This is a genomic window from Stenotrophomonas sp. C3(2023) (genome assembly GCF_032911385.1).
Lineage (GTDB): Bacteria > Pseudomonadota > Gammaproteobacteria > Xanthomonadales > Xanthomonadaceae > Stenotrophomonas.
On sequence record NZ_JAWJLO010000001.1, the window covers coordinates 2,532,878 to 2,554,849 of the forward strand.

The following is a 21,972-nucleotide window of genomic DNA, read 5'->3' on the forward strand; positions in this document are numbered from 1 at the left end:
CCCGCATTCTATGCCCAGCGGACCGGCATTTCCATTCGCTTGCCCTCGTGGCCGTACTGAGACCCATGCGCCATTCATCCGCCACCGCGGCGCGCAGGCTGGCTATAATCGACAGGCAACACGGTGGGAGAAGCGGAACACCGCTGCCGAAGGCGCAACGCCCGTAATCGCTCAGGCCCGATACCACCTGCATCAAAACTCTGGAGAGACCGGTGTTATCCGGCGCCGAAGGGGCACGAAGCTGCGGCCAGCCGCGCTTTTAAACTCTCAGGCAAAAGGACAGAGGGGCGCCCCGCAAGTCCGCCAGCCGGCGGCTTGTGCCCGTGCGTGCGCCCTCTCTGACGGATCCTTTGCCATGTCCCAGAACACCCCTACCCTGCGTGAGCTCGAACACACCAATGCGTTCGTGGAGCGTCACATCGGCCCCAACGACGCCGAGATCGCGCAGATGCTCGACGTGCTCGGCCACGCGTCGCTGGATGCGATGACCGACGCGATCGTCCCGGCCCGGATCAAGTCGCCGGCGCCGCTGGCCCTGCCCGGTTCGATGACCGAGGTGCAGGCGCTGGCAAAGATCCGTGCCATTGCCGACAAGAACAAGGTGCTGCGCAGCTTCATCGGCCAGGGCTACTACGGTACCCATACGCCGAACGTCATCCTGCGCAACATCCTGGAGAACCCGGCCTGGTACACCGCCTATACCCCGTACCAGGCGGAAATCTCGCAGGGCCGCATGGAAGCGCTGATCAACTTCCAGACCCTGTGCGCCGACCTGACCGGCATGGAAATCGCCAATGCCTCGCTGCTGGACGAGGCCACCGCGGCGGCCGAAGCGATGACGCTGGCCAAGCGCTCGGCAAAATCGAAGTCCGACGTGTTCTTCGTGCACGACGCCGTGCACCCGCAGACGCTGGAACTGCTGCGCACGCGCGCCGAGCCGATGGGCATCGTGCTGCGCGTTGGCACCCCGGCCGAGGCCATGGAAGCCGAAGCGTTCGGCCTGCTGCTGCAGTATCCGGACACCTTCGGCCAGGTTGGCGATTACAAGGCTCTGGTTGACGCGGTCCATGCGCGTGGCGGTCTGGTGGCCGTGGCCACCGACCTGCTGGCGTTGACCCTGCTCGCCGCACCCGGCGAGTGGGGCGCGGACATCGTGGTCGGCAACAGCCAGCGCTTCGGTGTGCCATTCGGCTTCGGTGGCCCGCACGCCGCGTTCATGGCCTGCCGCGATGCCTACAAGCGCTCGATGCCGGGCCGCCTGATCGGCGTGTCGATCGATGCCGAAGGCAAGCCGGCCTACCGCCTGACCCTGCAGACGCGTGAGCAGCACATCCGCCGCGAGAAGGCCACCTCCAACATATGCACCGCGCAGGTGCTGCTGGCGGTGATGGCCTCCATGTACGCGGTGTACCACGGCCCCGAAGGCCTGACCCGGATTGCCCGCCGCACCCATCGTCTGGCCGCGATCCTGGCCGCTGCGCTGGGCAAGGCCGGCGTGCAGGTCGGCAGCGACTTCTTCGATACGCTGCACATCACCGGCGTTGACGCCGACAGCGTGCATGCCAAGGCCCGTGCGGCCGGCTACAATCTGCGCGGCATCGACAGCGGCGCGCTGGGCATCAGCCTGGATGAAACCACCACCCGCGAGGACATCGTCGCGCTCGGCGCACTGTTCGGTGCCGAGGTGGATGTCGATGCGCTCGATGCCAGCACTGCCGATGCGCTGCCGGCCGGCCTGCTGCGGCAGTCGCGCTTCCTCGAGCATCCTGTGTTCAACACGCACCACAGCGAGCACGAACTGCTGCGCTATCTGCGTTCGCTGGCGGACAAGGACCTGGCGATGGACCGCACGATGATCCCGCTGGGCTCGTGCACCATGAAGCTCAACGCCACCGCCGAGATGATCCCGGTGACCTGGCCGGAGTTCTCGCAGATCCACCCGCTGGTGCCGGCCGACCAGGCGCTGGGCTACAAGGAACTGATCGAGACGCTCGAAGCGATGCTGGTCGAATGCACCGGCTACGATGCGGTGAGCCTGCAACCCAATTCCGGCGCGCAGGGTGAGTACGCCGGCCTGCTCGCCATCCGCGCCTACCACCGCTCGCGCGGCGAAGGCCATCGCGATATCTGCCTGATTCCGGATTCGGCGCATGGCACCAACCCGGCGTCGGCGCAGATGTGCGGCATGAAGGTCGTGGTGACCAAGACCGATGCCAATGGCAACGTCGATGTCGAGGACATCCGCCGCAACGCCGAGAAGTACAGCGACCGTCTGGCCGCGATCATGATCACCTACCCCTCCACGCACGGCGTGTTCGAGGAGGAAGTGGTGGAGATCTGCGAGATCATCCACCAGCACGGCGGCCAGGTGTACACCGACGGTGCCAACATGAACGCCCTGGTCGGTGTGGCCAAGCCGGGCAAGTGGGGCTCGGACGTGTCCCACCTCAACCTGCACAAGACCTTCTGCATTCCGCACGGCGGCGGCGGTCCGGGCGTGGGCCCGTGCGCGGTCAAGGCGCACCTGGCGCCGTTCCTTCCCGGCAAGCTGGGCGACAACGGCGCGGTCGGCATGGTCTCGGCGGCCAGCTTCGGCAGCGCCTCGATCCTGCCGATCAGCTGGATGTACATCGCGATGATGGGCAGCGACGGCCTGCGCAAGGCGACCCAGGTCGCCCAGCTCAATGCCAACTACATCGCCAGGCGCCTGGCACCGCACTTCCGCACGCTGTACACCGGCCGCAACGGTCTGGTGGCCCATGAGTGCATCCTGGACGTGCGCCCGCTGGAAAGAACCAGCGGCATCGGTGCCGAGGACGTGGCCAAGCGCCTGATCGACTTCGGCTTCCACGCGCCGACGCTGAGCTTCCCGGTGGCGGGCACGCTGATGGTCGAACCGACCGAGAGTGAGTCCCTGCATGAGCTGGACCGCTTCATCGACGCGATGATCCAGATCCGCCAGGAAATCGCCGCCATCGAAGATGGTCGCCTCGACCGCGAGGACAATCCGCTGAAGAACGCGCCGCACACCGCCACGGCGGTCACCGCCAGCGAGTGGACCCACGCCTATCCGCGTGAGCTGGCGGCCTTCCCGCTGCCCAGCCTGAAGCTGGCCAAGTACTGGCCCCCGGTTGCGCGCGTGGACAACGTCTACGGCGACAAGAACGTGATGTGCGCCTGCATTCCGGTGGACGCCTACCGCGACGACGAGGTCGAAGCGGTGTGATCTGCGCGGGCGTGGCGGGCCTGACCCGTCACGCCCCACGCTGTCGCTATCGACGCGTAGGTTTTCTCCGCACGCTCGCTTCTTCTCGCTGGCCCTCGCGGGAGATGCGTGGCCGGACACGTCTGAAACGGGCGGCGGCGCATAGGCGCACAGCCAGCCCCGTCACGAAAGCAGAATTCTCCCGCCAAAGCGGGCGCACGGTCACACCTTGGTGCGGGCGACGGCGCCCCGGCAGCCGATGATCAGTTCCGTCGCGACAACCCGTGTCGCGACGATGCTTCCCGCACCGAGGCATCCGTTGCACCGGCCCAGCTGAGCCGATGCCCACGATTGAACTGGAGAATGCTCATGACCGCTCGTTCCCTGATCGCAGTGCCCCTGCTGCTGTGCGCAGCACTCAGCAGCCCTGTTGCGCTGGCCGGCAACGCAGGCCCCCAAGGCGGGGCCGAAGCCCAGTGTTTCGTCAAATTCGCCCAGTGTCTGATGTCGGGCAACATCATGCAGTGTTTCACCGACCTGAAGGATTGTCTTGCCGGCGGCGGTGACGACGGTGGTGATGACGGGGATGGCGACGGCGGCGATGATGGCGATGGCGGCGACGACGGCGGTCCCAATCCCTGAGTCGGCCGCCCGCTGAAGAACACGGACACGGCCCGCCTGCGCGGGCCGCGTTCCGTTCTGATCGCGGCTCAGCCGCGCAGGCGGCGGGCCACGTTGCTGGCCAGTGCGACGACCGCGGTTAGGGCGACCATCGCCAGGAACTGCAAGCGGGTCTGCTCACCGACCAGCAGCAGGGCGAAGATCAGCGCCAGGATCGCCAACGCGATGCAGGTCAACCAGGGGAAGCCGGCCATCCGGAACGGCAGCCGCACGCCGCTGCGGTCGGCGCGACGCCGCAGCACCAGTTGCGAGAGCAGCGAGAACGTCCACACCAGCAGACAGGTCGAGCCGACGATGTTGAGCAGCACCGGCAGGACCTTGCCCGGGAACAGCAGCTCCATCACCGCGGCCGCGAAACCGAACAGCACGCTGGCGAGCACGGCCAGCATCGGCACCTGGCGCGCATCGGCACGTCCCAGTGCGGCCGGCGCCTCGCGCCGCTGCGCGAGCGAGTAGATCATCCGCGACGCGCCGTAGAGGTTGGCATTGAGCGCAGACAGCAGCGCGATCACCGCAATCAGCGTGATCGCCGTGGCCGCTCCCGGAATATTGGCCACTTCGAGCACGGCAGCGAACGGTGAGTTCAGCGCCGGGCTGTTCCACGGCACCACGGCGATGATGACGCTCAGCGAGCCGATGTAGAACACGAGGATGCGCCAGGCCACCGTGCGGATCGCACGGGCGATGCTGCGCTCGGGGTCCTCGGTTTCCGCTGCGGCCACCGCCACGATCTCGGTGCCGCCAAAGGCAAACACAACCACCAGCAGCGCCGCACCGATACCGGCCAGCCCCTGCGGCGCGAACCCGCCGTGGGCTGTGAAGTTGCTCAGCCCGGGTGAGGCCACCTGCGGCAGCCAGCCCAGTAGCAGCGCCGCGCCGACCGCGATGAAGCCGAGGATGGCCAGCACCTTGAGAATGGCGAACCAGAACTCGAACTCGCCGAAGTTGCGCACGCCCAGCAGGTTGATCGCAGTGAACAGGAGCATGAACCCCAGCGCCACCCACGGCACCGGCAGCACCGGCCACACTTGGGCCAGCAGGCCAGCGGCACCCACTGCTTCAGCGGCGATGACGATGACCAGCTGGATCCACCACAGCCAGCCAACCGTGGCCCCCGCCGTCGGGCCCATGGCGTCGGCTGCATAGACCGAGAACGCACCGCTGGTGGGCTTGGCAGCTGCCATCTCGCCCAGCGCGTTCATCACGATGATCACCAGCGCGCCGGCCAGCAGGTAGGAGAGCAGCACCGCCGGGCCTGCCGCCTGTACGCCAACACCGGAGCCCAGGAACAGGCCAGCGCCGATCGCGCTGCCCAGCCCCATCATGATCAGCTGGCGCGGTTTGAGCGCATGGCCCGGACGCGGAGAGGGAGTGGGTGCGGCGGAAGATGGATTGGCTGGCATCGAGGGGCACGTATGCGGCAACAAGGCCGTCACATTACCTTGTCCGGGCGCGCCGTGGCATAGGACCGATGGCCTGTCTGCTCAGCTGCCGGCCAATTCGCTGATGCGGGCCCGGTAGGCGCGCGGCGATACCCCGGTTTCCGCCTTGAATTTGCGGGTGAACGCGCTCTGGTCACTGAAGCCGCAGGCCTGGCCGATGCTGGCGATGCTTTCGCTGCTGTGCAGCAGGTGCATCGCCATCTGGATGCGCAGCCGGCTCAGCACCTGCTGCGGCGTCATCTGGAAGACCTTGCGAAAGCTGCGCTCGAGCTTGGACAGCGAGAACCCGGTAATGTCCATCAGCGTCTGCATGCGCACGTTTTCCGCGTAATGCGCGTTGAGGTGGGCCAGGGCCAGCCGCAGCTGCTCGTACTGCGCACCCAGACTGTGCTTCTGGCCGAGGTCGCGCGAGATGCCGATCAGCCCCTGTACCTGGCCGTCCACTTCCAGCGGCCGTTTGCAGGTCAGGCACCAGCCGGGCTCCCGGTTGGCGAACAGGTGCAGTTCCATCAGGTTCTCGATCACATCACCGGCCAGCACACGCGCATCCTGCTCGGCGTAGTCAGCACTCAGACCGGTGGGATAGATCTCCGCTGCGGTGCGACCGATGACCTCCTTGCGCGACTTCAGACCCAGACGCCGCAGCATGGTCTGGTTGATGTGGGTGTAGCGCCCCTGGCAATCCTTGATGAAGAACAACACGTCCGGGATCGCGTCGAACAGGGCTTCGATGTCGGCAGGCTCAACACGCATCGGGGAAGGATACCTGAGCACGGTTTTGCCTGCGCGTTCACCCGCATGGGACTCCCGCTTAACATCGCTCCGGCCACTGTGGGGACTGTTCTTTATCCATCCCCCTTTGGAGAATCAGATGGCCGCCAGCAAGCCCAACGGCACGCCCGCCGCTTCCGACAACGTGCCCGCCACTGCCCAGCGCGGCGAAGGTGGCGAGCTGCACCAGCAGGCCGGCGGGAGCCATCCGCCGTTGACCACCAACCAGGGCATTCCGGTTTCCGACAACCAGAATTCGCTGCGCCAGGGACCGCGCGGACCGACGCTGCTGGAAGATTTCGTCCTGCGCGAGAAGATCACCCACTTCGATCACGAACGCATTCCCGAGCGCATCGTGCATGCACGCGGCAGCGGCGCGCACGGCTACTTCGAGCTGACCCACTCGCTGGAACGCTATACCCGGGCCAAGGTGCTGACCGAGACCGGCAAGCGGACCGAGGTGTTCGCCCGCTTCTCCACGGTGGCCGGCGGCGCCGGTTCAGTGGACACCCCGCGCGATGTGCGCGGCTTCGCGGTGAAGTTCTACACCCCGGAAGGCAACTGGGACCTGGTGGGCAACAACATCCCGGTGTTCTTCATCCAGGACGCGATGAAGTTCCCCGACCTCGTCCATGCCGTGAAGATGGAGCCGGACCGTGCCTTCCCGCAGGCGGCCAGTGCGCATGACACGTTCTGGGATTTCATTTCGCTGATGCCTGAGTCCATGCACATGATCATGTGGGCGATGAGCGACCGCACCCTGCCCCGCTCGCTGCGCACGATGGAAGGCTTCGGCGTGCACAGCTTCCGCCTGCTCGACGAGGACGGCAACTCCACCTTCGTCAAGTTCCACTGGCGGCCGAAGCAGGGTCTGCAGTCGACGATCTGGGACGAAGCGCTGAAGCTGCAGAGCGCGGACAATGACTTCCACCGGCGTGACCTGTTCGAGGCGATCAGCCGCGGCGACTTCCCGGAATGGGAGCTGGCCGTGCAGCTGTTCACCGAGGAGGAAGCCGAGCAGTTCCCGTTCGACCACCTGGACCCGACCAAGATCGTGCCCGAATCGCTGGTGCCGCTGCAGGTCATCGGGCGGATGGTGCTGGACCGCTGGCCGGACAACTTCTTCGCTGAAACCGAGCAGGTGGCCTTCTGCCCGGCCAACGTGCCGCCGGGCATCGACTTCAGCAACGATCCGCTGCTGCAGGGACGCCTGTTCTCCTACCTCGACACCCAGCTGAGCCGCCTGGGCGGTCCGAACTTCCACCAGATTCCGATCAACGCGCCGCGCTGCCCGTTTGCCAACAACCAGCGCGATGGGCACATGCAGATGCAGGTGCCCAAGGGCCGCGTGGCCTATGAGCCCAGCTCGCTGCAGGACGACAGCCCGCGCGGGACGCCGCGCGGCTTCACCAGCCACGCCACCGCCGACGACGGACGCAAGGGGCGCACCCGTGCTGCCAGCTTTGCCGACCACTACAGCCAGGCCCGCATGTTCTTCCGCAGTCTGGAGGCGCCGGAGCAGGCGCATCTGGCCTCGGCGCTGGTGTTCGAGCTGTCCAAGGTCGAGACCGCCAAGGTCCGCGAACGCACGGTGAGCCAGTTGCGCAACATCGATGACACCTTGGCCCAGCGCGTCGCCGATGGCCTTGGCATGACCGCGCTGCCCGAGCCCGCGCCCGCTGCCATGCCGGCACAGGACCTGCCGCCGGCACCGGAAGTGCGGGTGATCGGCCGCGGCCTGGAGACGCTCGCCGGCCGCAGCATCGGCATCCTGTTTGACGAAGGCTCCGACGCTGCACTGCTTGGTGCGCTGAAACAAGCCGTGCAGAAAGCCGGCGCAGCGGTCACGCTGGTCGCCCCCAAGGTGGGCGGCGCGCGCCTGAGCGATGGCAGCCATCAGCAAGCCGACGGCCAGCTCGCCGGTACGCCGTCGGAAGTTTTCGACGCCGTCGCCATCGTGCTCAGTGCCGAGGCCGGCAAGGCATTGGCCAAGGAAGCGGCCGCCATCGACTTTGCCAGCCATGCCTGGGCACATCTGAAGGCGCTGGCCCACGACGAGGGCGGCAAGGTGCTGCTGCAGGCAGCCAACGTCGGCAACGACGAAGGCATCGTCGAGGCCACGCAACCGGCGGCCTTCGTCAAGGCTGCCAGCACCCGCCAATGGTCGCGCGAGCCCTCGCTGCGCCTGCTGGCCTGACCCGACCGGAGCACCGACATGCCACGCGGAGACAAATCGGCCTACACCGACAAGCAGAAGCGCCAGGCCGAGCATATCGAGCAGAGTGAGCGCGAACGCGGCGCCAGTGCCGGCACCGCCGAGCGCATCGCCTGGGCCACGGTAAACAAGCAGGATGGTGGCGGCAAACGCAGCGGGAGCGGCCGCAAGAAGAGCTAGTGCGGCGCCGGCGCGGCGACCGGCCGCGCTGGCGCAACCGGAGGAATCGGACGTGCGGTGATTGCCGGCGACTGCAGCCGCCGCACGGCGGAGACCGGCAATGCCTCGGCGCGCCGCTGCTGCGGCCACCAGAGGAAGATGAAGGCGCTGCTGGTTCCCAGCAGCCGCGCTGTGCCCGGCAAGGCAGCGGTGTCGCCGCTCAGGTGCACGGTAACTACCTCGCCACTGCCCTCGGTGCGGATCGCCTCGCCCTTGCCCATCACGTAACGGGCCGCGCACAGCGCCATCAGCAGGGCCACCGCGCCGGTCATCGCCGTGAGCGGGCGCATCCCGGTCAGATCCCAGCTGGTGAACACCGAGCGCGACAGCAGCATGCGCCAGCCCCAGCCGCGTGCACGGAGCTGCTCAAGCTTGCCGGCATTGCGCCGTCGCAGGGTATCGGGCCAGTTGCAGAGCGCGACCGCCAGCATGCCCACGACCAGCAACAGCGCGTACATCGGGTCGCGCAATCCCGCCACGAGGAAATCGCTGGCCTGCAGATAATCGAGAATGGAAAGGCCAAAGCCGCGGTAAAACCAATAGCTGCACCAGAGCCCCAGCAGCGATACCAGCAGATACCCGGTGGTGACCAGCAGTGCCGGCTCGCGACCAAGCCGGCGCAGCGCGCGCATGACCAGCGCGTCGTCGCTGCCATCGACCACCGGAACCAGCGACCAGTCGGTGGCCGGTTCCGGGGGTGTGTCCTGCCTCACCTGCTTGTCCGTACGGCGCATGGGCTCCTCCCTGAAACGCGAGCATCGCCGAAAACGGGCAGGCCGGGTAGTGCCGGGCTCTGCCCGGCACGTGGCCTGGAAGCATCCCGTGCCGGGCAGAGCCCGGCACTACCGCGCCGTTCGTTACGCGGCGGCGGCCAACCGCGGACCCGTCTGGGCCTGCAGGTGGAACACCGCCACCGAACTGGTCAGCGCCTGGGCCTGTTCCTCCAGCGAGCGGCTGGCCGCTGTGGCTTCTTCCACCAGCGCAGCGTTCTGCTGGGTGACCTGGTCCATCTGCACAACCACCTGGTTGACCTGCTCGATGCCGGCCGCCTGCTCCTTGGTGGCCGCCGCAATGTCACTCATCAGCTGGTTGGTGCGCGCGCTCGCTGATGCCAGACGGGCGATCGCCGCCTCCGATTCCACCGTCACCGCCAGCCCGCTGCGCACCTTGTCGCTGGCCACATCGATCAGATCCTTGATCTCCTTGGCCGCGACACCGGCCCGCTGGGCAAGGCTGCGCACTTCGCTGGCGACCACTGCAAACCCACGCCCGTTGTCACCGGCACGTGCCGCTTCCACGGCCGCGTTCAAGGCCAGGATGTTGGTCTGGAATGCAATGCCATCGATCACCGAGGTGATCTCGGCAATCCGCGCTGATGACTGGTCGATCTCACGCATCACCGTTGCCATCTGCGCCATCGACTGCTCGGTGGCGCGCACCGCGTCACCGGCGGCGTGTGCCTCACGGTCGGCCTGGTTGGCCAGCTCCGCGTTCTGGCGCACCGTGGAGGTCAGCTCTTCCATCGAGGCGGCTGCCTCTTCCAGGTTCGCCGCCTGCTGTTCGGTGCGGCGCGACAGGTCGGCGTTGCCGGCAGCCAGCTCCTGGGCGGCGGTATCGATGTTGCCTGCCGCGACCTGGATGCCCTGCACGATGCCGGTCAGCTGGTCGCAGGTGCGGTTGGCGTCATCGCGCATCCGCGCGAACACGCCGTGGTACTGGCCCTGCATGCGCGTACCCAGGTCGCCCGCTGCAATCGCCGTGAGCACCTGCGAGACATCGTCGATGCTGCGCTCGGCGCCGGTCATCATCGCGTTCAGACGTGCCACCATGCCCTTGAACTGGTACTGGAACGCTGCTTCGTCGCCGCGCACGCTGAAGTCGCCGGCCTGGGCTGCTTCAGCCAGCGTATCGATCTGCTGGCTGATGGCCACCAGATTGCCCTTGACCGTGGCCATGGTCCGGCTGAGAACGGCCTTTTCCCCTGGGTAATCGCGCAGGTCCGGGCTCAGATCACCGATCGCATAGCGCTCCATCACCTCCACCATGTGGAACTGCACGTCGACATGCGATTTCACCACGTGGTTGGTGGCCGCCACCATGCGACCGAAGTCGCCCGGGAAGGCGTCCGCTTCGAGCTGGTAGCTGATCTGCCCTGCTTCGTGGCGCTGGGCCATGTCCAGCTGCGCGCTGATCGCGGCACGCACGTTGTCGCGGACGCTTCCCATCGCCTGACCCAGCCGGGTCAGCTCATCACGGCCACCGAGACGGAAGTCCTGTTCGAACTCACCCTTGGCCATCCGGTCGGCCAGCTGCACCGCCCGCGCCAGCGGTGCGGTCATGCTGCGTGCGATCAGCACCGACGCCAGCACACCGACCACCAGGGCAATGGCACCCAGCACCAGCAGGATCGTCTGATTACGCTCACCGAGCGCGACCGCGGCGGCGCCCGCAGTGCGTGCGGTGGCTTCCTCATGGGCCACGCCATCGGCCAGCGCCTTGTTCCACGCGGCAGCTGCTTCGCGCACCTGACCAAGGGTAAGTGCCACCGCAGCGGGATAGTCACCCTGCGCCATCAACGCGCCGGCCTGTTTGTTGAGCGGACGTGCCAGCGAACGCCTGGCCGCCACGGTATCGATCAACGCCCTGCTCTGCGCATCCATCGGCAGTGCCTGGTAAGCCGCCCAGCTCGCTTCATAGCGCTTGACCAGGGCGGCGATGCGGGCCTCGTCCTCGGCCAGGCCGTTACCCTCACGGATCAGCATCTCGCGCCGGACCACCAGCATCTCGTTGTTGGCATCGAGCATGTCCGACAGCAGACGCACCTTGGCCATGCTGACCTCGGTCAACTGATGCATCGCGCGCTTCTGCGCCGCGTTGCCGGTCATCGCGGTGATGACCACAGCCGTCACCAGCACCAGCAGCAGGCCAAAGCCCATGCCAAGACGCCAGACGACCCTGGCGTTCCTCAAGAAATCCATCACGGTGTACCAAACGAAGGGGAGTGCCCTGTTATCGGCCGCGCCACGCCGGCCTGTAGAGGGCCGGTGAAGACCCGGCGTGCGCCGGCGCGGCGTGCCCGGGCCAGCAACAGAAAGCCCCGCTTGCGCGGGGCTTTCCGTGTTGATCAGCAGGGCTTACCGCCACCGGCTCAGGCGAACGGGTCCTGCAGCACCATGGTGTGGTCACGGTCCGGACCGGTGGAGACGATGCTGATCGGGCAACCAGCCAGTTCTTCCAACGAGCGCAGATAGGCGCGCGCGGCCGGCGGCAGGTCATCCCAGTTGGTGATGCCGTGAGTGTTCTCGCTCCAGCCCGGGAACTCCAGGTAGACGGGGGTGCACTCTTCCCAGCCCTGCGCGTCCAGCGGCGCGTACTCGGTGCGCTTGCCGTTATATTCGTAGGCGATGCAGACCTTGAGCTTCTCCATGCCGTCCAGCACGTCCAGCTTGGTGATGCACAGACCACTGATGCCATTGATGGCCACCGCGCGCTTGAGCGCGACGATGTCCATCCAGCCGCAGCGTCGCGGGCGGCCGGTGGATGCACCGTACTCGGCGCCGCGGTCACGGATGCCCTGGCCGATGTCATCGTCCAGCTCGGTCGGGAACGGACCACCGCCGACACGGGTGGCGTAGGCCTTGGCGATGCCCAGCACGTAGTCGATGGAATCGGCGCCCACGCCAGCGCCGGCCAGCGCGCCGCCGACGGTGGTGTTGGAGCTGGTCACATACGGGTAGGTGCCGTGGTCGATGTCCAGCAGCGCACCCTGCGCGCCTTCGAACAGCACCCGCTTGCCCTGCTTGCGCAGGTCATGCAGGATGCCGGCCACGTCGGACTTCATCGGCTGCACGTATTCGCCGAAGGCCAGCGCCTCGTCGAAGGTCTTCTGGAAGTCGACCGCGTCGGTGTTGAGGTATTTGGTCAGCACGAAATTGTGGTAATCCAGCGCCGTGCGCAGCAGCTCTTCGAGCTGCCTGGGGTAATGCAGGTCGGCGATGCGGATGCCGCGGCGGGCCACCTTGTCTTCGTAGGCCGGGCCGATGCCACGACCGGTGGTGCCGATGGCCTTGCCGCCGGCGGCGCGCTCGCGCGCCTGGTCCAGGGCAATGTGGTACGGCATGATCAACGGCGCGGCCGGGGAGATCTTCAGCCGCGAACGCACTTCCACGCCGGAGCTTTCCAGTTCGGCGATTTCCTTCTGCAGCGCGGCCGGCGAGATCACCACGCCGTTGCCGATCAGGCACAGCGCGTCGTCACGCAGGATGCCCGACGGGATCAGGTGCAGGACGGTCTTCTTGCCATTGATGACCAGCGTGTGGCCGGCATTGTGGCCGCCCTGGAAGCGCACCACCGCACCGATTTCCTCGGTCAGCAGGTCAACGATCTTGCCCTTGCCTTCATCGCCCCACTGGGCACCCAACACTACGACAGACTGACCCATGACGGGCTCCTCGATTTTGTTGCGGCCATCGGGGCCGCGGACGGTTGAACCGTGGACGGGCTGGCCAGCGCGGCAATGGCCGCTCCAAACGGGGAGCAACCGGCGATGGAAGGCCCAGACACGGAAAAAGCCGAACGGGGAGGCCCGTCCGGCTTTTGTGCATTATCCGGGTTTGGAGGGGCCGGCGCCACCCTGCCGCAGGCCGGCTTCACCGGCCGCTCAGCAGGGCGGATCCGCCCCCGGATGAGGCCCGGCTCGACCGGGCCCTTCACCGCTGGCCTCAGCGATCGCTCTTCAGGTACTGCAGGAAGGGATCGTTCTTGTCCAGCACGATGACACCATTACCGTCGGTCATCGAGCCGCGGTACGCCTCCAGGCTGCGGTAGAAGGCGTAGAACGACGGATCGGCCGAGCCGGCACGCCCGTAGATGCGGGTAGCATCGGCATCACCTTCACCGCGGGTCCGCTGCGCGTCACGCTCTGCCTCGGCCACCAGCACCGTGCTCTCGCGGTCGGCCTGGGCCCGGATGGTCAGCGACTGCTCCTCGCCTTCGGCGCGCAGCTTGGCCGCTTCCTGCTTGCGCTGGGCGCGCATGCGCTCGTACACATCGTTGATCACCTGGCTGTCGGTCGGCAGGTCGATCTGCTTGATGCGCAGGTCGATGATCTGCATGCCCAGCCCCTGCACCGCCTCGTTGATTCCCACCAGCTGGTCGGCGATCAGCTCGCTGCGGTCACCGGACACGAGTTCCTGCAACGAACGCGAGTTGATCTGGTTGCGCAGCGAGTCGGTGATGATCGGCGCCAGACGCGCGTTGGCCAGGCGGGCATCACCACCGGTGGCGCGGAAGTAATCGCCAACGTTGGAGATGTAGCCGATGGCGAAGAAGTCGACGCTGACGTCCTTCTGCTCGGCGGTGAAGTAGCGCGCCGGCGTGGTGTCGAGCACCTGGAAGCGACGGTCGAACACCCGCACCGACTCGATCAACGGCACCTTGAAGTGCAGGCCCGGCTTGATGTCTGCCCGGACCACCTTGCCCAGGTTCAGCACCATGCCGGTCTGGTCCTCACGGACCACGTAGACCGAACCCAGCAGCCCCAGCAGGGCCACCACCACCAGACCAATCCACAGAGAGTTTCTCATCGGGCGCCCTCCTCACGGCCAGCCGGACGTCCAGCCGGACGGCCGGCAGGCCGTCCCGCATCACGCGATTCCACGGGGGTGCCGGTCGTTGCCGGTACGGCAATCTCCGGGTTGGACAGCGGCACCGCCGCCGCACCGGCAGGGCGCTCCTGGCCCGGCAGCGGCACGTACAACAGCTGGCGACCGTCGCCCCCGATGATCTTGCGGTTCTCCGACAGGACCTGCTGCACGGTTTCCAGCCACAGGCGCTTGCGGGTGACCTCCGGTGCGTTCTTGTACTGCTCCTGCAGCAGGGTGAAGCGCTGCGCGTCACCCTCGGCGCGGGCCACCACGGCCTGCTTGTAACCTTCGGCGGTGGTGCGGGTGCGCGCCGCCTGGCCGCGGGCCTCGGGCACGACCTTGGCCGCGTAGGCCTGCGCTTCGTTGATCAGGCGTTCCTTGACCTGCTGTGCGCCGTTGACCTCGTCGAAGGCCGGCTTCACTTCTTCCGGCGGACGTGCGTCGGGCAGGGTCAGGCCGGTCACCGTCACACCGGTGCGGTAGGCACCGAGCAGCGCCTGTAGGCGGGTCTCGGCAGCGGTGGCGAGCGGGCCGCGGTTGTTCAGTACGGCATTGAGGTCGGCCCGGCCGACTTCCTCACGTACCGCGCTCTGCGAGGACTGTTCCAGCACCTGGTCGGCATCGAAGGTGCCGAACAGGTACAGACGCGGGTCGTCGATGCGGTACTGCACGTTCATCGAGACGTTGACGATGTTCTCGTCGCGGGTCAGCACCGGCACGGAAATCGAGAAGGTCTTGATCTCGGTCGCGTTGACCTTGGTCACCGATTCGATCGGCCACGGCAGCTTGAAGTTCGGGCCAGGCTGCAGGATGCGCGAGAACTGGCCAAAGCGCAGGACCACGCCGCGCTGCTGTTCGCCGATCAGCTGGAAGCTGGAAAACAGCAGCAGCAGCACCAGGGCGATCACCACCCAGCGCACCACGCCGCCATCGAACATGTCCTTCAACGGACCGGGAAAACCACCCCAACCACCGCCGAATCCGCCGCCGCCTGGCCGGGAAGGCCCGCGTCGAGTGTCGTCGGGACCTTGTCCGCCCCTGTTGCCGCCGGGTGTATTCCAGGCCATGCACGCTCCATCTTGATAGGGCCGCGCCACGGGCCCTTCCCGTGACACCAGCCGTAAACCGTAACCGATTCTACAAGATGGGGCAGCCCAGCAGGATTGGAAGGGCCACGACGATGAACGAACCGATTCAGATGGGTCCGCGCAGGGGCCTGCGCCCTGCCCGTCCACGTGCACAGCCGGTATGGTGTCGATCACGTCCCCCGCATGAGAGCGCCGATGTCCCCGCCCGACTCCTTCACCGCCTTCCGCATCCATCAGGAGCCCGAGGGTCACCGCAGCGGACTGGAGTCCATGCAGGTCGACGCGCTCTCGCCAGGGCAGGTGCTCATCCGCGCGCAGTGGTCCTCGGTGAACTACAAGGATGCGCTGGCCGGCACCGGCAAGGGGCGCATCCTGCGCCGCTTCCCGCTGGTGGGCGGCATTGATGTGGCAGGTACCGTGGTGGCCTCCACCGATCCGGCCTGGCACGAGGGCGATGCGGTGCTGGCCACCGGCTGCGGCCTCAGCGAGACGCGCGACGGAGGCTACAGCCAGTATGTGCGGCTGGAGTCGAGCGCGGTCATCGCCCAGCCGGCCGGACTCACCGCGCGCGAAGCCATGGTGCTGGGCACCGCCGGCTTTACCGCCGCGCTGGCGCTGCTGCGCCTGCTCGACAACCGTCTTACTCCCGGGCATGGGCCGCTGGCGGTCACCGGGGCCAGCGGCGGAGTCGGCAGCCTGGCCGTGGACATCTTCAGCCGCGCCGGTTTCAGCGTCCACGCGGTCAGCGGCAAGCCCGAACAGGCGGCCTGGCTGCGTTCGATCGGTGCCAGCGAGGTCATCGGCCGCGACGCGCTGGGCGAGACCGGCGCCCTGCAGTCGGCCCGCTTCGGCGGCGGCCTGGACAACGCCGGCGGCCCGATGCTGGCCAGCCTGCTGGCGCAGACCGTGCCCTACGGCAGCGTGGTCAGCGCCGGCCTGGCCGCCAGCCCGGCGCTGGACATGACGGTCATGCCCTTCATCCTGCGTGGCGTCTCGCTGCTGGGCGTGTCCTCGGCCAATGCACCGCGTCCGCTGCGTGAGCAGGTCTGGGAGCGCCTTGGCAGCGACTGGAAGCCCGCGCATCTGGAGCGGATCTGCACAGCCGAGGTCGAGCTGGGCGGTCTGCCGGCGGTCTTCGAGAAGATGCTCGGCGGCGGCTCACAGGGCCGCACCGTGGTCCGGATCGACTGAAGGCAGCGACCGGGCGACGGACGGCAGGGCCGCGTCTTCACCTTGCCCCGATGCCAGCACTACACTGTCGGCATCATCCGGGGAACACCATGGCACGCATCCTGATCGTCGACGACTCGCCGTCGCAGTTGCTGGGCATACAGCGCATCGTCGAGAAGCTGGGACATCAGATCCTCACCGCCACCGATGGCGCGGCGGGTGTGGAAGCGGCCAGGACCGAGCTGCCCGATCTGGTGCTGATGGATGTGGTGATGCCCAACCTCAACGGTTTCCAGGCCACCCGCACGCTGGCGCGCGATGCCGCCACGCGGCATATTCCGGTGGTGCTGGTCACCACCAAGGACCAGGACACCGACCGCATGTGGGGCATGCGCCAGGGCGCCAAGGCCTACATCACCAAGCCGTTCTCCGAGGACGAACTGGCCGAGGTGATCGAACGCGTGTTTTCCACCCGCGTCTGAGCGACTCCCGAGCCCGGCGCGGCGTGCCGCCCGTGTCCGATGCTGCCGGCCCCGATCAGGGCCGGCAGGTGGGGTTTCAGATGGTCTCGCCAAACGCCTTGGCCAGATCACGGTAGGCCTTCTTCTGCGCCTCGTCGGTGGCCGGCGGCGCGACGATTTCCAGTTCGACGATCTGGTCGCCGTCCGGACTGCCCGGCAGGCCGCGGCCACGCAGGCGCAGCTTGCGTCCAGCCTCGGAACCGGCCGGCACCTTCAGCTCCACCGCACCGCCCAGCGTTGGCACGCTGATCGCCGTGCCCAGTGCTGCCTGCCAGGGCGTCACCTGCAGGGTGTGCAGAATGTTGCGGCCGTCGACCTCGAACTGCGGGTGCGCGGCGTACTCCACTTCCAGCAGCAGATTGCCGCCGTCGTTGCCCTGCCCGCCCAGGCGGATCACCTGGCCGGGGCGGATGCCCTTGGGCACGCGCACATCCAGCTGCCGGCCGTTAACCGTGATGCGCAGAGAGTCGCCCTTGTAGGCAGCCTCCAACGGCACCGACAGCCTGGCACGCGTATCGCGGTTGGGCGCCTGACCGCCACTGCTGAAACCGGGCCCGCGACCGCCACCGCCGGCACCCCGTTGGCGCGCGAACAGGCTCTCGAAGAAATCACTGAAGCCGCCGTTGGCCGCACCGCCGCCACCGAAGACCTCTTCGAAGTTGAACCCACCACCGCCGTAGTTCGGTGGCACATTGAACTCTTCGCCGGGCCGATAGCCCTGCGCACGCAGCTGGTCGTAGGCCGCGCGCTTCTGCGGGTCGCGCAGCGCCTCGTAGGCCTCGTTGATGGCCTTGAAGCGGTCTTCGGCCCCGGTCTCCTTGCTGACATCGGGGTGATACTTGCGCGCCAGCCGACGGTAGGCCGTCTTGATCTCGGCATCGCCCGCACCCGGCTCCACCCCGAGGGTGGCGTAGTAATCCTTGAACTCCATCCCGCTACCTCATTCGCTTTGCTGGCCCCGTACGGCGCCGGCCCGTCGCCATTCTAGCGCCGCCAGCCGTGCAGACCGTGCAGCGCACGCCGGTCTGGGCCATGATGTGATCCACCGCAATGCGCCAACGCGCTGCGCCGCTCCACACTGCCGTTGGCAGCAGGCACGCTCTGGCAGTGAATCTGGGCGCGCATCGCGGGATTTCAATGTGCAGCCCCATCCTTCCCGGCGGCACCCGCGCCGCCGACGTACCAGGAGCTTCCATGACCATCCAGGTTGGCCAGCAGATTCCCGAAACCACGCTCAAGCGCATCCGCGAGGGCATCGAAACGGTGGATACGCATGCCCTGTTCGCCGGCCGCAAGGTCGTGCTGTTTGGTGTGCCAGGCGCGTTCACCCCGACCTGTTCGGCACGCCACCTGCCCGGTTTTGTGGAGCAGTTCGCCCGGTTCCGCGACAGGGGCGTGGAGGTCTACTGCATGGCGGTCAACGATCCGTTCGTGATGAAAGCCTGGGCGGCCAGCCAGGACGTTCCCGATGGGCTGCTGATGCTGGCCGATGGCAATGGCGAGCTCACCCGCGCTCTGGGGCTGGAACTGGATGCCAGTGCGTCGGGCATGGGCGCGCGCTGCCGCCGTTTCGCGCTGTATGCCGATGACGGCGTGGTTCGCGGCCTGTGGGTCGAGGAGCCCGGCCAGTTCGCGGTATCCGGCGCTGAGCAGGTGCTCGCCCATCTGCCCTGAGCGCGGGCATGGCCGCCGGGCGCTGCGGCGGGTCGGCACTCAGTGTGACGCCAGCACGCGGAAACGCACGGTGGCCCAGGCGCCGTCGGCCGCCAGCGCCGTCAGGGTGTAGCGCCCAGGGCGCTCGAACTCCGCGGTGAACAGCTGCGTGCCCCGGGTCTGGCCGATCCGACGGCCATCGAGCAGCCAGTCGATGGCCTGCTCGCTGCCCAGCGCGCGCAGCTGCAGGCGCACGCCGTGGCGTGCATTCGGCGCGGGCGCCAGCGTTGCCCCGTCGTTGAGGCCATCCACATGCAGCGCAGCACCGGCGGCACGGCCATCATCCCGACAATCCGGTGCGAGCGGTGGAAGCTGCGACGCCTGACGTGCCGCTGCGGACAACCACGGCGACAGCAGCGCCGGCCAGCGCGCGATCTCGGCATCCACCACCTCGTGCGGCTGCGCGCAGTCGGCCGACACCCGCCGTCCACTGTCACGGTCCTGCTGGTATCGCTGGCGCCCCGGCTGCCAGCGCCGCGCTTCGCGCTCGGCGAAGGTCGGCGGCACGTTGCCATCGAGCAGCCATGCCGACAGACGGCGCTGGCATACCGACGCCGGCAGACCCTGTGCCAGCTCGCCGGTCGGCCAGCACACATCGGCCTGGCTCACCGACGCCGGCGGCGGCAAGGCCTCGCTGTCGCCACGCTGCCGCGGCAGGCTGTCCACTACTTCGAACATCAGCGGCAGCGCGGTGACCGCGCCATACTGGCCCGGCAGCGGTGTTCCGTCCGGGCGGCCGACCCACACGCCCACGGTGTAATGCCGCGTGCTGCCAATCGCCCAGGCATCGCGGAAGCCAAAGCTGGTCCCGGTCTTCCATGCAACCCGCGGGCGCCCGGCCACTTCGAACGTGCCGCTGCCATACCCGGGTCGCGGGTTGGACTCAAGGATCTCGCGCGTGATCCACGCGGCGCCGGGCGACACCAGCCGACGCTCGACCAGGGCAGCATCTTCGGTGTAACGCACGCGACCGGCGATGCCATCACGGTTGAACGCGGCAAAAGCGCCCACCAGATCCTCCAGCCGCGCCCCGGTCCCGCCCAGGATCAGCGACAGGTTCGGGCTGCTGCCGCGCGGAAAGCGCAGGTCGATGCCGGCATGGGAAAGACGGGCGGCAAAGCGCGCCGGACCCACGCGGTCGAGCAGATCGACGGCAGGCACGTTCAATGACAGCCGCAGCGCGCTGGCCGCGCTCACCGGACCGTTGAACGCAGCATCGAAATTGCCGGGCCGGTAGCCGCCGAACCCCTGTGGCGCATCGACCAGCAGGCTCTCTGAATGGATCAGCCCGTCATCCAGCGCCATCGCGTACAGGAACGGCTTGAGTGTCGAGCCCGGTGATCGCCAGGCCTGCACCATGTCCACATGGCCCAGCCGCTGGCGGTCGCCGAAGGCCAGCGTGCCCACATAGGCGCGTGCCTGCAGGGTGCGGTTGTCCACCACCAGCAAGGCAGCGGAAGTGCGGTCGGGCAGCGTGGAAAAATAGCTCGCTACCCGCGCTTCGAGCGTGCGCTGAAGGTCAATGTCCACGGTGCTCTGGATGCGCGCGCGCCGCGGATGCTCGGCGTGCAGGCGCTGGGCCAGCAGTGCGGCATGCAGGGGCGGCCTGAGCGAGCGGGTCACCACTGGCTCGATGCGCGCATCGTCGATCTGGTCCTGGCGCCAGTGCTGCAGGTCGGCCATGCGCTGCAGCACCTTGTCGCGCGCCTGCCGCGCGGCCTCGGGGTGCCGGTCCGGTCGCAGCCGGCTGGGCGCCTGAGGCAGCACTGCCAGCAGGGCCGCCTCGGCATGCGACAGCCGCGCCGAAGACTTGCCGAGATAGGCCCAGCTGGCTGCCTCCACGCCTTCGATGGTGCCGCCATAGGGCGCACGCTGCAGGTACAGCGCGAGGATCTCACGCTTGGTCAGATGCAGTTCCAGCTGCATTGCGCGCAGCATCTGCCGCGCTTTGCCCCACGGCGTGCGTGAGTGCGGCTCCAGAATGCGCGCGACCTGCATGGTCAGGGTCGATCCGCCGGAAACGATGCGCCCATGGCGCAGCAGCTGCCCCCCGGCGCGCAGCAGCGCGACCGGGTTGATGCCCGGGTGGCGCCAGAACCAGCGGTCCTCGTACCCGAGCAGCGCCTGCAGATACAGTGGCGAGATCGCCTCCACGCTGGCCGGGTAGCGCCAACCCCCCTCCGCATCGGCAAAGGCGCGCAACGGGCTGCCGTCGGCGGCCACCACCAGCGTGCTGGTATCGGCCTGGCGCGGCAGCGGTGGCGGGAACGCAAGGTCAAGAACCAGCAGAACGGTCAGCACCGCCGCGCACGACCAGCGCAGCACCTGGCAAATAGGACCGGAACGATGTTGTCCGGCCCGGCGGGCCGAGGACCATGTGCTCATGCTGGCACCTGCCCGCTCACCGTCGTACGCGACACATCGCGACGCGACAAGCTCACTGTCAGACCGGCTCTTCTTCCCCTTCCAAGGACACACTGATGATGCTTACGTCCATTTCCCGGCGCGTACGCCCTGGCCTGCTCGCCGCCGCGCTGGCCATCGCCCCCGCCGCGCTTGCCGCCGACGCCGCCCCGGTGCACTGGGGCTACGATGATGTGGCTTCGCCCGCACAATGGGCGGCCATCGCGCCGGCCTGCAAAGGATCTCTGCAGTCGCCCATCGATCTGTGGAGCCGCTCGGTCATGCACGAGGGAGCGCAGCGGCTGAAGGCGGCCTACCACCGCGTGCCGTTCGCCGTCATCAACAACGGGCATACGCTGCAGGCCACGCCGCAGGGGCAGCCGCTCAACAGCATCGAGCTGGACGGCGAAACCTTCACCCTGGCGCAGTTCCACGTGCACACGCCCAGCGAACACACCGTCGACGGCAAGGCCCACGACATGGAGCTGCATCTGGTGCACACCAGTGTCTCGGGCAAGGTCGCGGTGGTCGCCGTGTTCTACGACATCGGCGACGCCAACCCGGCCCTGGCCGAACTGTTCGACCGCACGCCTGGCGAGCTCTCCCATGCCGGTGAGCGGATTGCCCTGTACAGTGCGCTGGATCCGGCCGACCTGCTGCCGGCGCACTCGAACGTGGTGCATTACACCGGCTCGCTGACCACACCGCCGTGCACCGAAGGCGTGCTCTGGAACGTGGAGATGACGCCGCAGCAGCTGTCGGCCGAGCAGCTCGATGCCCTGCGGTTCGTGTTCCCGCACAACGCGCGTCCGGTGCAGTCGTTCAACCAGCGCACGCTGGTGGACGAACCGGGCCACTGAGGGCGAGGTCGACCCGCGGGGGACGACCTCGACACGCCG

At 67.7% G+C, this 21,972-nt stretch carries 16 protein-coding genes, 1 pseudogene and 1 riboswitch; of the genes and pseudogenes, 8 read left to right on the plus strand and 9 right to left on the minus strand.

What is annotated here, in order from left to right; translation table 11 throughout:
* The first annotated feature begins 190 nt into the window (after positions 1-190).
* Positions 191-293: riboswitch (glycine riboswitch) on the plus strand.
* A 62-nt stretch (positions 294-355) separates the two neighbouring features.
* Positions 356-3,226, plus strand: coding sequence for an aminomethyl-transferring glycine dehydrogenase (gcvP, locus tag RZA67_RS11375; RefSeq protein WP_317212854.1), 2,871 nt, complete (start codon positions 356-358; stop codon positions 3,224-3,226).
* Between the two features lie 348 nt (positions 3,227-3,574).
* Positions 3,575-3,847, plus strand: coding sequence for a hypothetical protein (locus tag RZA67_RS11380; protein ID WP_317212855.1), 273 nt, complete (start codon positions 3,575-3,577; stop codon positions 3,845-3,847).
* 68 nt (positions 3,848-3,915) lie between these two features.
* On the opposite strand, the gene RZA67_RS11385 is transcribed toward RZA67_RS11380, so the two are convergent.
* Together RZA67_RS11385 and RZA67_RS11390 are read right to left on the minus strand one after the other, a co-directional pair.
* Entirely contained in the window at positions 3,916-5,289 is a 1,374-nt protein-coding gene (locus RZA67_RS11385) for an amino acid permease (RefSeq protein WP_317212856.1), read from the minus strand.
* Positions 5,290-5,370: 81 nt separating this feature from the next.
* Positions 5,371-6,081: an AraC family transcriptional regulator gene (locus RZA67_RS11390; RefSeq protein ID WP_317212857.1), complete on the minus strand. Its 711-nt coding sequence runs from the start codon at positions 6,079-6,081 to the stop codon at positions 5,371-5,373.
* 118 nt (positions 6,082-6,199) lie between these two features.
* On the opposite strand from RZA67_RS11390, the gene RZA67_RS11395 reads away from it, so the two are divergent.
* On the plus strand, positions 6,200-8,296 hold the full coding sequence (locus RZA67_RS11395) for a catalase (RefSeq protein WP_317212858.1): 2,097 nt from the start codon (positions 6,200-6,202) through the stop codon (positions 8,294-8,296).
* Between the two features lie 18 nt (positions 8,297-8,314).
* Complete coding sequence (locus tag RZA67_RS11400) at positions 8,315-8,494, plus strand: hypothetical protein (protein ID WP_317214063.1); 180 nt, start codon at positions 8,315-8,317, stop codon at positions 8,492-8,494.
* On the opposite strand, the gene RZA67_RS11405 is transcribed toward RZA67_RS11400, so the two are convergent.
* From RZA67_RS11405 to hflK, 5 genes and pseudogenes are all read right to left on the minus strand, one after another.
* Positions 8,491-9,267, minus strand: a complete 777-nt coding sequence (locus RZA67_RS11405; protein WP_317212859.1) for a hypothetical protein — start codon at positions 9,265-9,267, stop codon at positions 8,491-8,493. The genes RZA67_RS11400 and RZA67_RS11405 overlap by 4 nt on opposite strands.
* 123 nt (positions 9,268-9,390) lie before the next feature.
* The gene (locus RZA67_RS11410; RefSeq protein WP_317212860.1) at positions 9,391-11,511 is read right to left on the minus strand and encodes a methyl-accepting chemotaxis protein; all 2,121 of its coding nucleotides are present in this window, start codon (positions 11,509-11,511) and stop codon (positions 9,391-9,393) included.
* Between the two features lie 170 nt (positions 11,512-11,681).
* Positions 11,682-12,974, minus strand: coding sequence for an adenylosuccinate synthase (locus RZA67_RS11415; RefSeq protein WP_317212861.1), 1,293 nt, complete (start codon positions 12,972-12,974; stop codon positions 11,682-11,684).
* A 280-nt stretch (positions 12,975-13,254) separates the two neighbouring features.
* Entirely contained in the window at positions 13,255-14,118 is an 864-nt protein-coding gene (locus tag RZA67_RS11420; RefSeq protein WP_317212862.1) for a protease modulator HflC, read from the minus strand.
* A 155-nt stretch (positions 14,119-14,273) separates the two neighbouring features.
* Positions 14,274-15,245: pseudogene (gene hflK, locus RZA67_RS11425) on the minus strand (FtsH protease activity modulator HflK); the annotation flags it as partial.
* Between the two features lie 216 nt (positions 15,246-15,461).
* Between hflK and RZA67_RS11430 the strand changes: the two are divergent.
* Both RZA67_RS11430 and pilH read left to right on the plus strand, forming a co-directional pair.
* Positions 15,462-16,457 (plus strand): YhdH/YhfP family quinone oxidoreductase, encoded by a 996-nt coding sequence (locus tag RZA67_RS11430; RefSeq protein ID WP_317212863.1) that lies wholly within the window; start codon positions 15,462-15,464, stop codon positions 16,455-16,457.
* 89 nt (positions 16,458-16,546) lie between these two features.
* Positions 16,547-16,918 (plus strand): twitching motility response regulator PilH, encoded by a 372-nt coding sequence (gene pilH, locus RZA67_RS11435; protein ID WP_317212864.1) that lies wholly within the window; start codon positions 16,547-16,549, stop codon positions 16,916-16,918.
* Between the two features lie 76 nt (positions 16,919-16,994).
* On the opposite strand, the gene RZA67_RS11440 is transcribed toward pilH, so the two are convergent.
* Positions 16,995-17,888 carry a DnaJ C-terminal domain-containing protein gene (locus RZA67_RS11440; RefSeq protein WP_317212865.1) on the minus strand — a complete coding sequence of 298 codons (894 nt, stop codon included), beginning with the start codon at positions 17,886-17,888 and terminating at the stop codon, positions 16,995-16,997.
* Between the two features lie 263 nt (positions 17,889-18,151).
* Here RZA67_RS11440 and RZA67_RS11445 point away from each other — a divergent pair, with 263 nt between their 5' ends.
* The gene (locus RZA67_RS11445; RefSeq protein WP_317212866.1) at positions 18,152-18,631 is read left to right on the plus strand and encodes a peroxiredoxin; all 480 of its coding nucleotides are present in this window, start codon (positions 18,152-18,154) and stop codon (positions 18,629-18,631) included.
* Positions 18,632-18,670: 39 nt separating this feature from the next.
* On the opposite strand, the gene pbpC is transcribed toward RZA67_RS11445, so the two are convergent.
* The gene (pbpC, locus tag RZA67_RS11450; RefSeq protein WP_317212867.1) at positions 18,671-21,055 is read right to left on the minus strand and encodes a penicillin-binding protein 1C; all 2,385 of its coding nucleotides are present in this window, start codon (positions 21,053-21,055) and stop codon (positions 18,671-18,673) included.
* Positions 21,056-21,150: 95 nt separating this feature from the next.
* Here pbpC and RZA67_RS11455 point away from each other — a divergent pair, with 95 nt between their 5' ends.
* Positions 21,151-21,933, plus strand: a complete 783-nt coding sequence (locus tag RZA67_RS11455) for a carbonic anhydrase family protein (protein WP_317212868.1) — start codon at positions 21,151-21,153, stop codon at positions 21,931-21,933.
* Positions 21,934-21,972 lie beyond the last annotated feature (39 nt).

Bases quoted from the DNA above. Each gene is read 5' to 3' on its own strand.
- gcvP (WP_317212854.1), top strand. From the start codon at position 356: ATGTCCCAGAACACCCCTACCCTGCGTGAGCTCGAACACACCAATGCG.
- RZA67_RS11380 (WP_317212855.1), top strand. From the start codon at position 3,575: ATGACCGCTCGTTCCCTGATCGCAGTGCCCCTGCTGCTGTGCGCAGCA.
- RZA67_RS11385 (WP_317212856.1), bottom strand. From the start codon at position 5,289: ATGCCAGCCAATCCATCTTCCGCCGCACCCACTCCCTCTCCGCGTCCG.
- RZA67_RS11390 (WP_317212857.1), bottom strand. From the start codon at position 6,081: ATGCGTGTTGAGCCTGCCGACATCGAAGCCCTGTTCGACGCGATCCCG.
- RZA67_RS11395 (WP_317212858.1), top strand. From the start codon at position 6,200: ATGGCCGCCAGCAAGCCCAACGGCACGCCCGCCGCTTCCGACAACGTG.
- RZA67_RS11400 (WP_317214063.1), top strand. From the start codon at position 8,315: ATGCCACGCGGAGACAAATCGGCCTACACCGACAAGCAGAAGCGCCAG.
- RZA67_RS11405 (WP_317212859.1), bottom strand. From the start codon at position 9,267: ATGCGCCGTACGGACAAGCAGGTGAGGCAGGACACACCCCCGGAACCG.
- RZA67_RS11410 (WP_317212860.1), bottom strand. From the start codon at position 11,511: ATGGATTTCTTGAGGAACGCCAGGGTCGTCTGGCGTCTTGGCATGGGC.
- RZA67_RS11415 (WP_317212861.1), bottom strand. From the start codon at position 12,974: ATGGGTCAGTCTGTCGTAGTGTTGGGTGCCCAGTGGGGCGATGAAGGC.
- RZA67_RS11420 (WP_317212862.1), bottom strand. From the start codon at position 14,118: ATGAGAAACTCTCTGTGGATTGGTCTGGTGGTGGTGGCCCTGCTGGGG.
- RZA67_RS11430 (WP_317212863.1), top strand. From the start codon at position 15,462: ATGTCCCCGCCCGACTCCTTCACCGCCTTCCGCATCCATCAGGAGCCC.
- pilH (WP_317212864.1), top strand. From the start codon at position 16,547: ATGGCACGCATCCTGATCGTCGACGACTCGCCGTCGCAGTTGCTGGGC.
- RZA67_RS11440 (WP_317212865.1), bottom strand. From the start codon at position 17,888: ATGGAGTTCAAGGATTACTACGCCACCCTCGGGGTGGAGCCGGGTGCG.
- RZA67_RS11445 (WP_317212866.1), top strand. From the start codon at position 18,152: ATGACCATCCAGGTTGGCCAGCAGATTCCCGAAACCACGCTCAAGCGC.
- pbpC (WP_317212867.1), bottom strand. From the start codon at position 21,055: ATGAGCACATGGTCCTCGGCCCGCCGGGCCGGACAACATCGTTCCGGT.
- RZA67_RS11455 (WP_317212868.1), top strand. From the start codon at position 21,151: ATGATGCTTACGTCCATTTCCCGGCGCGTACGCCCTGGCCTGCTCGCC.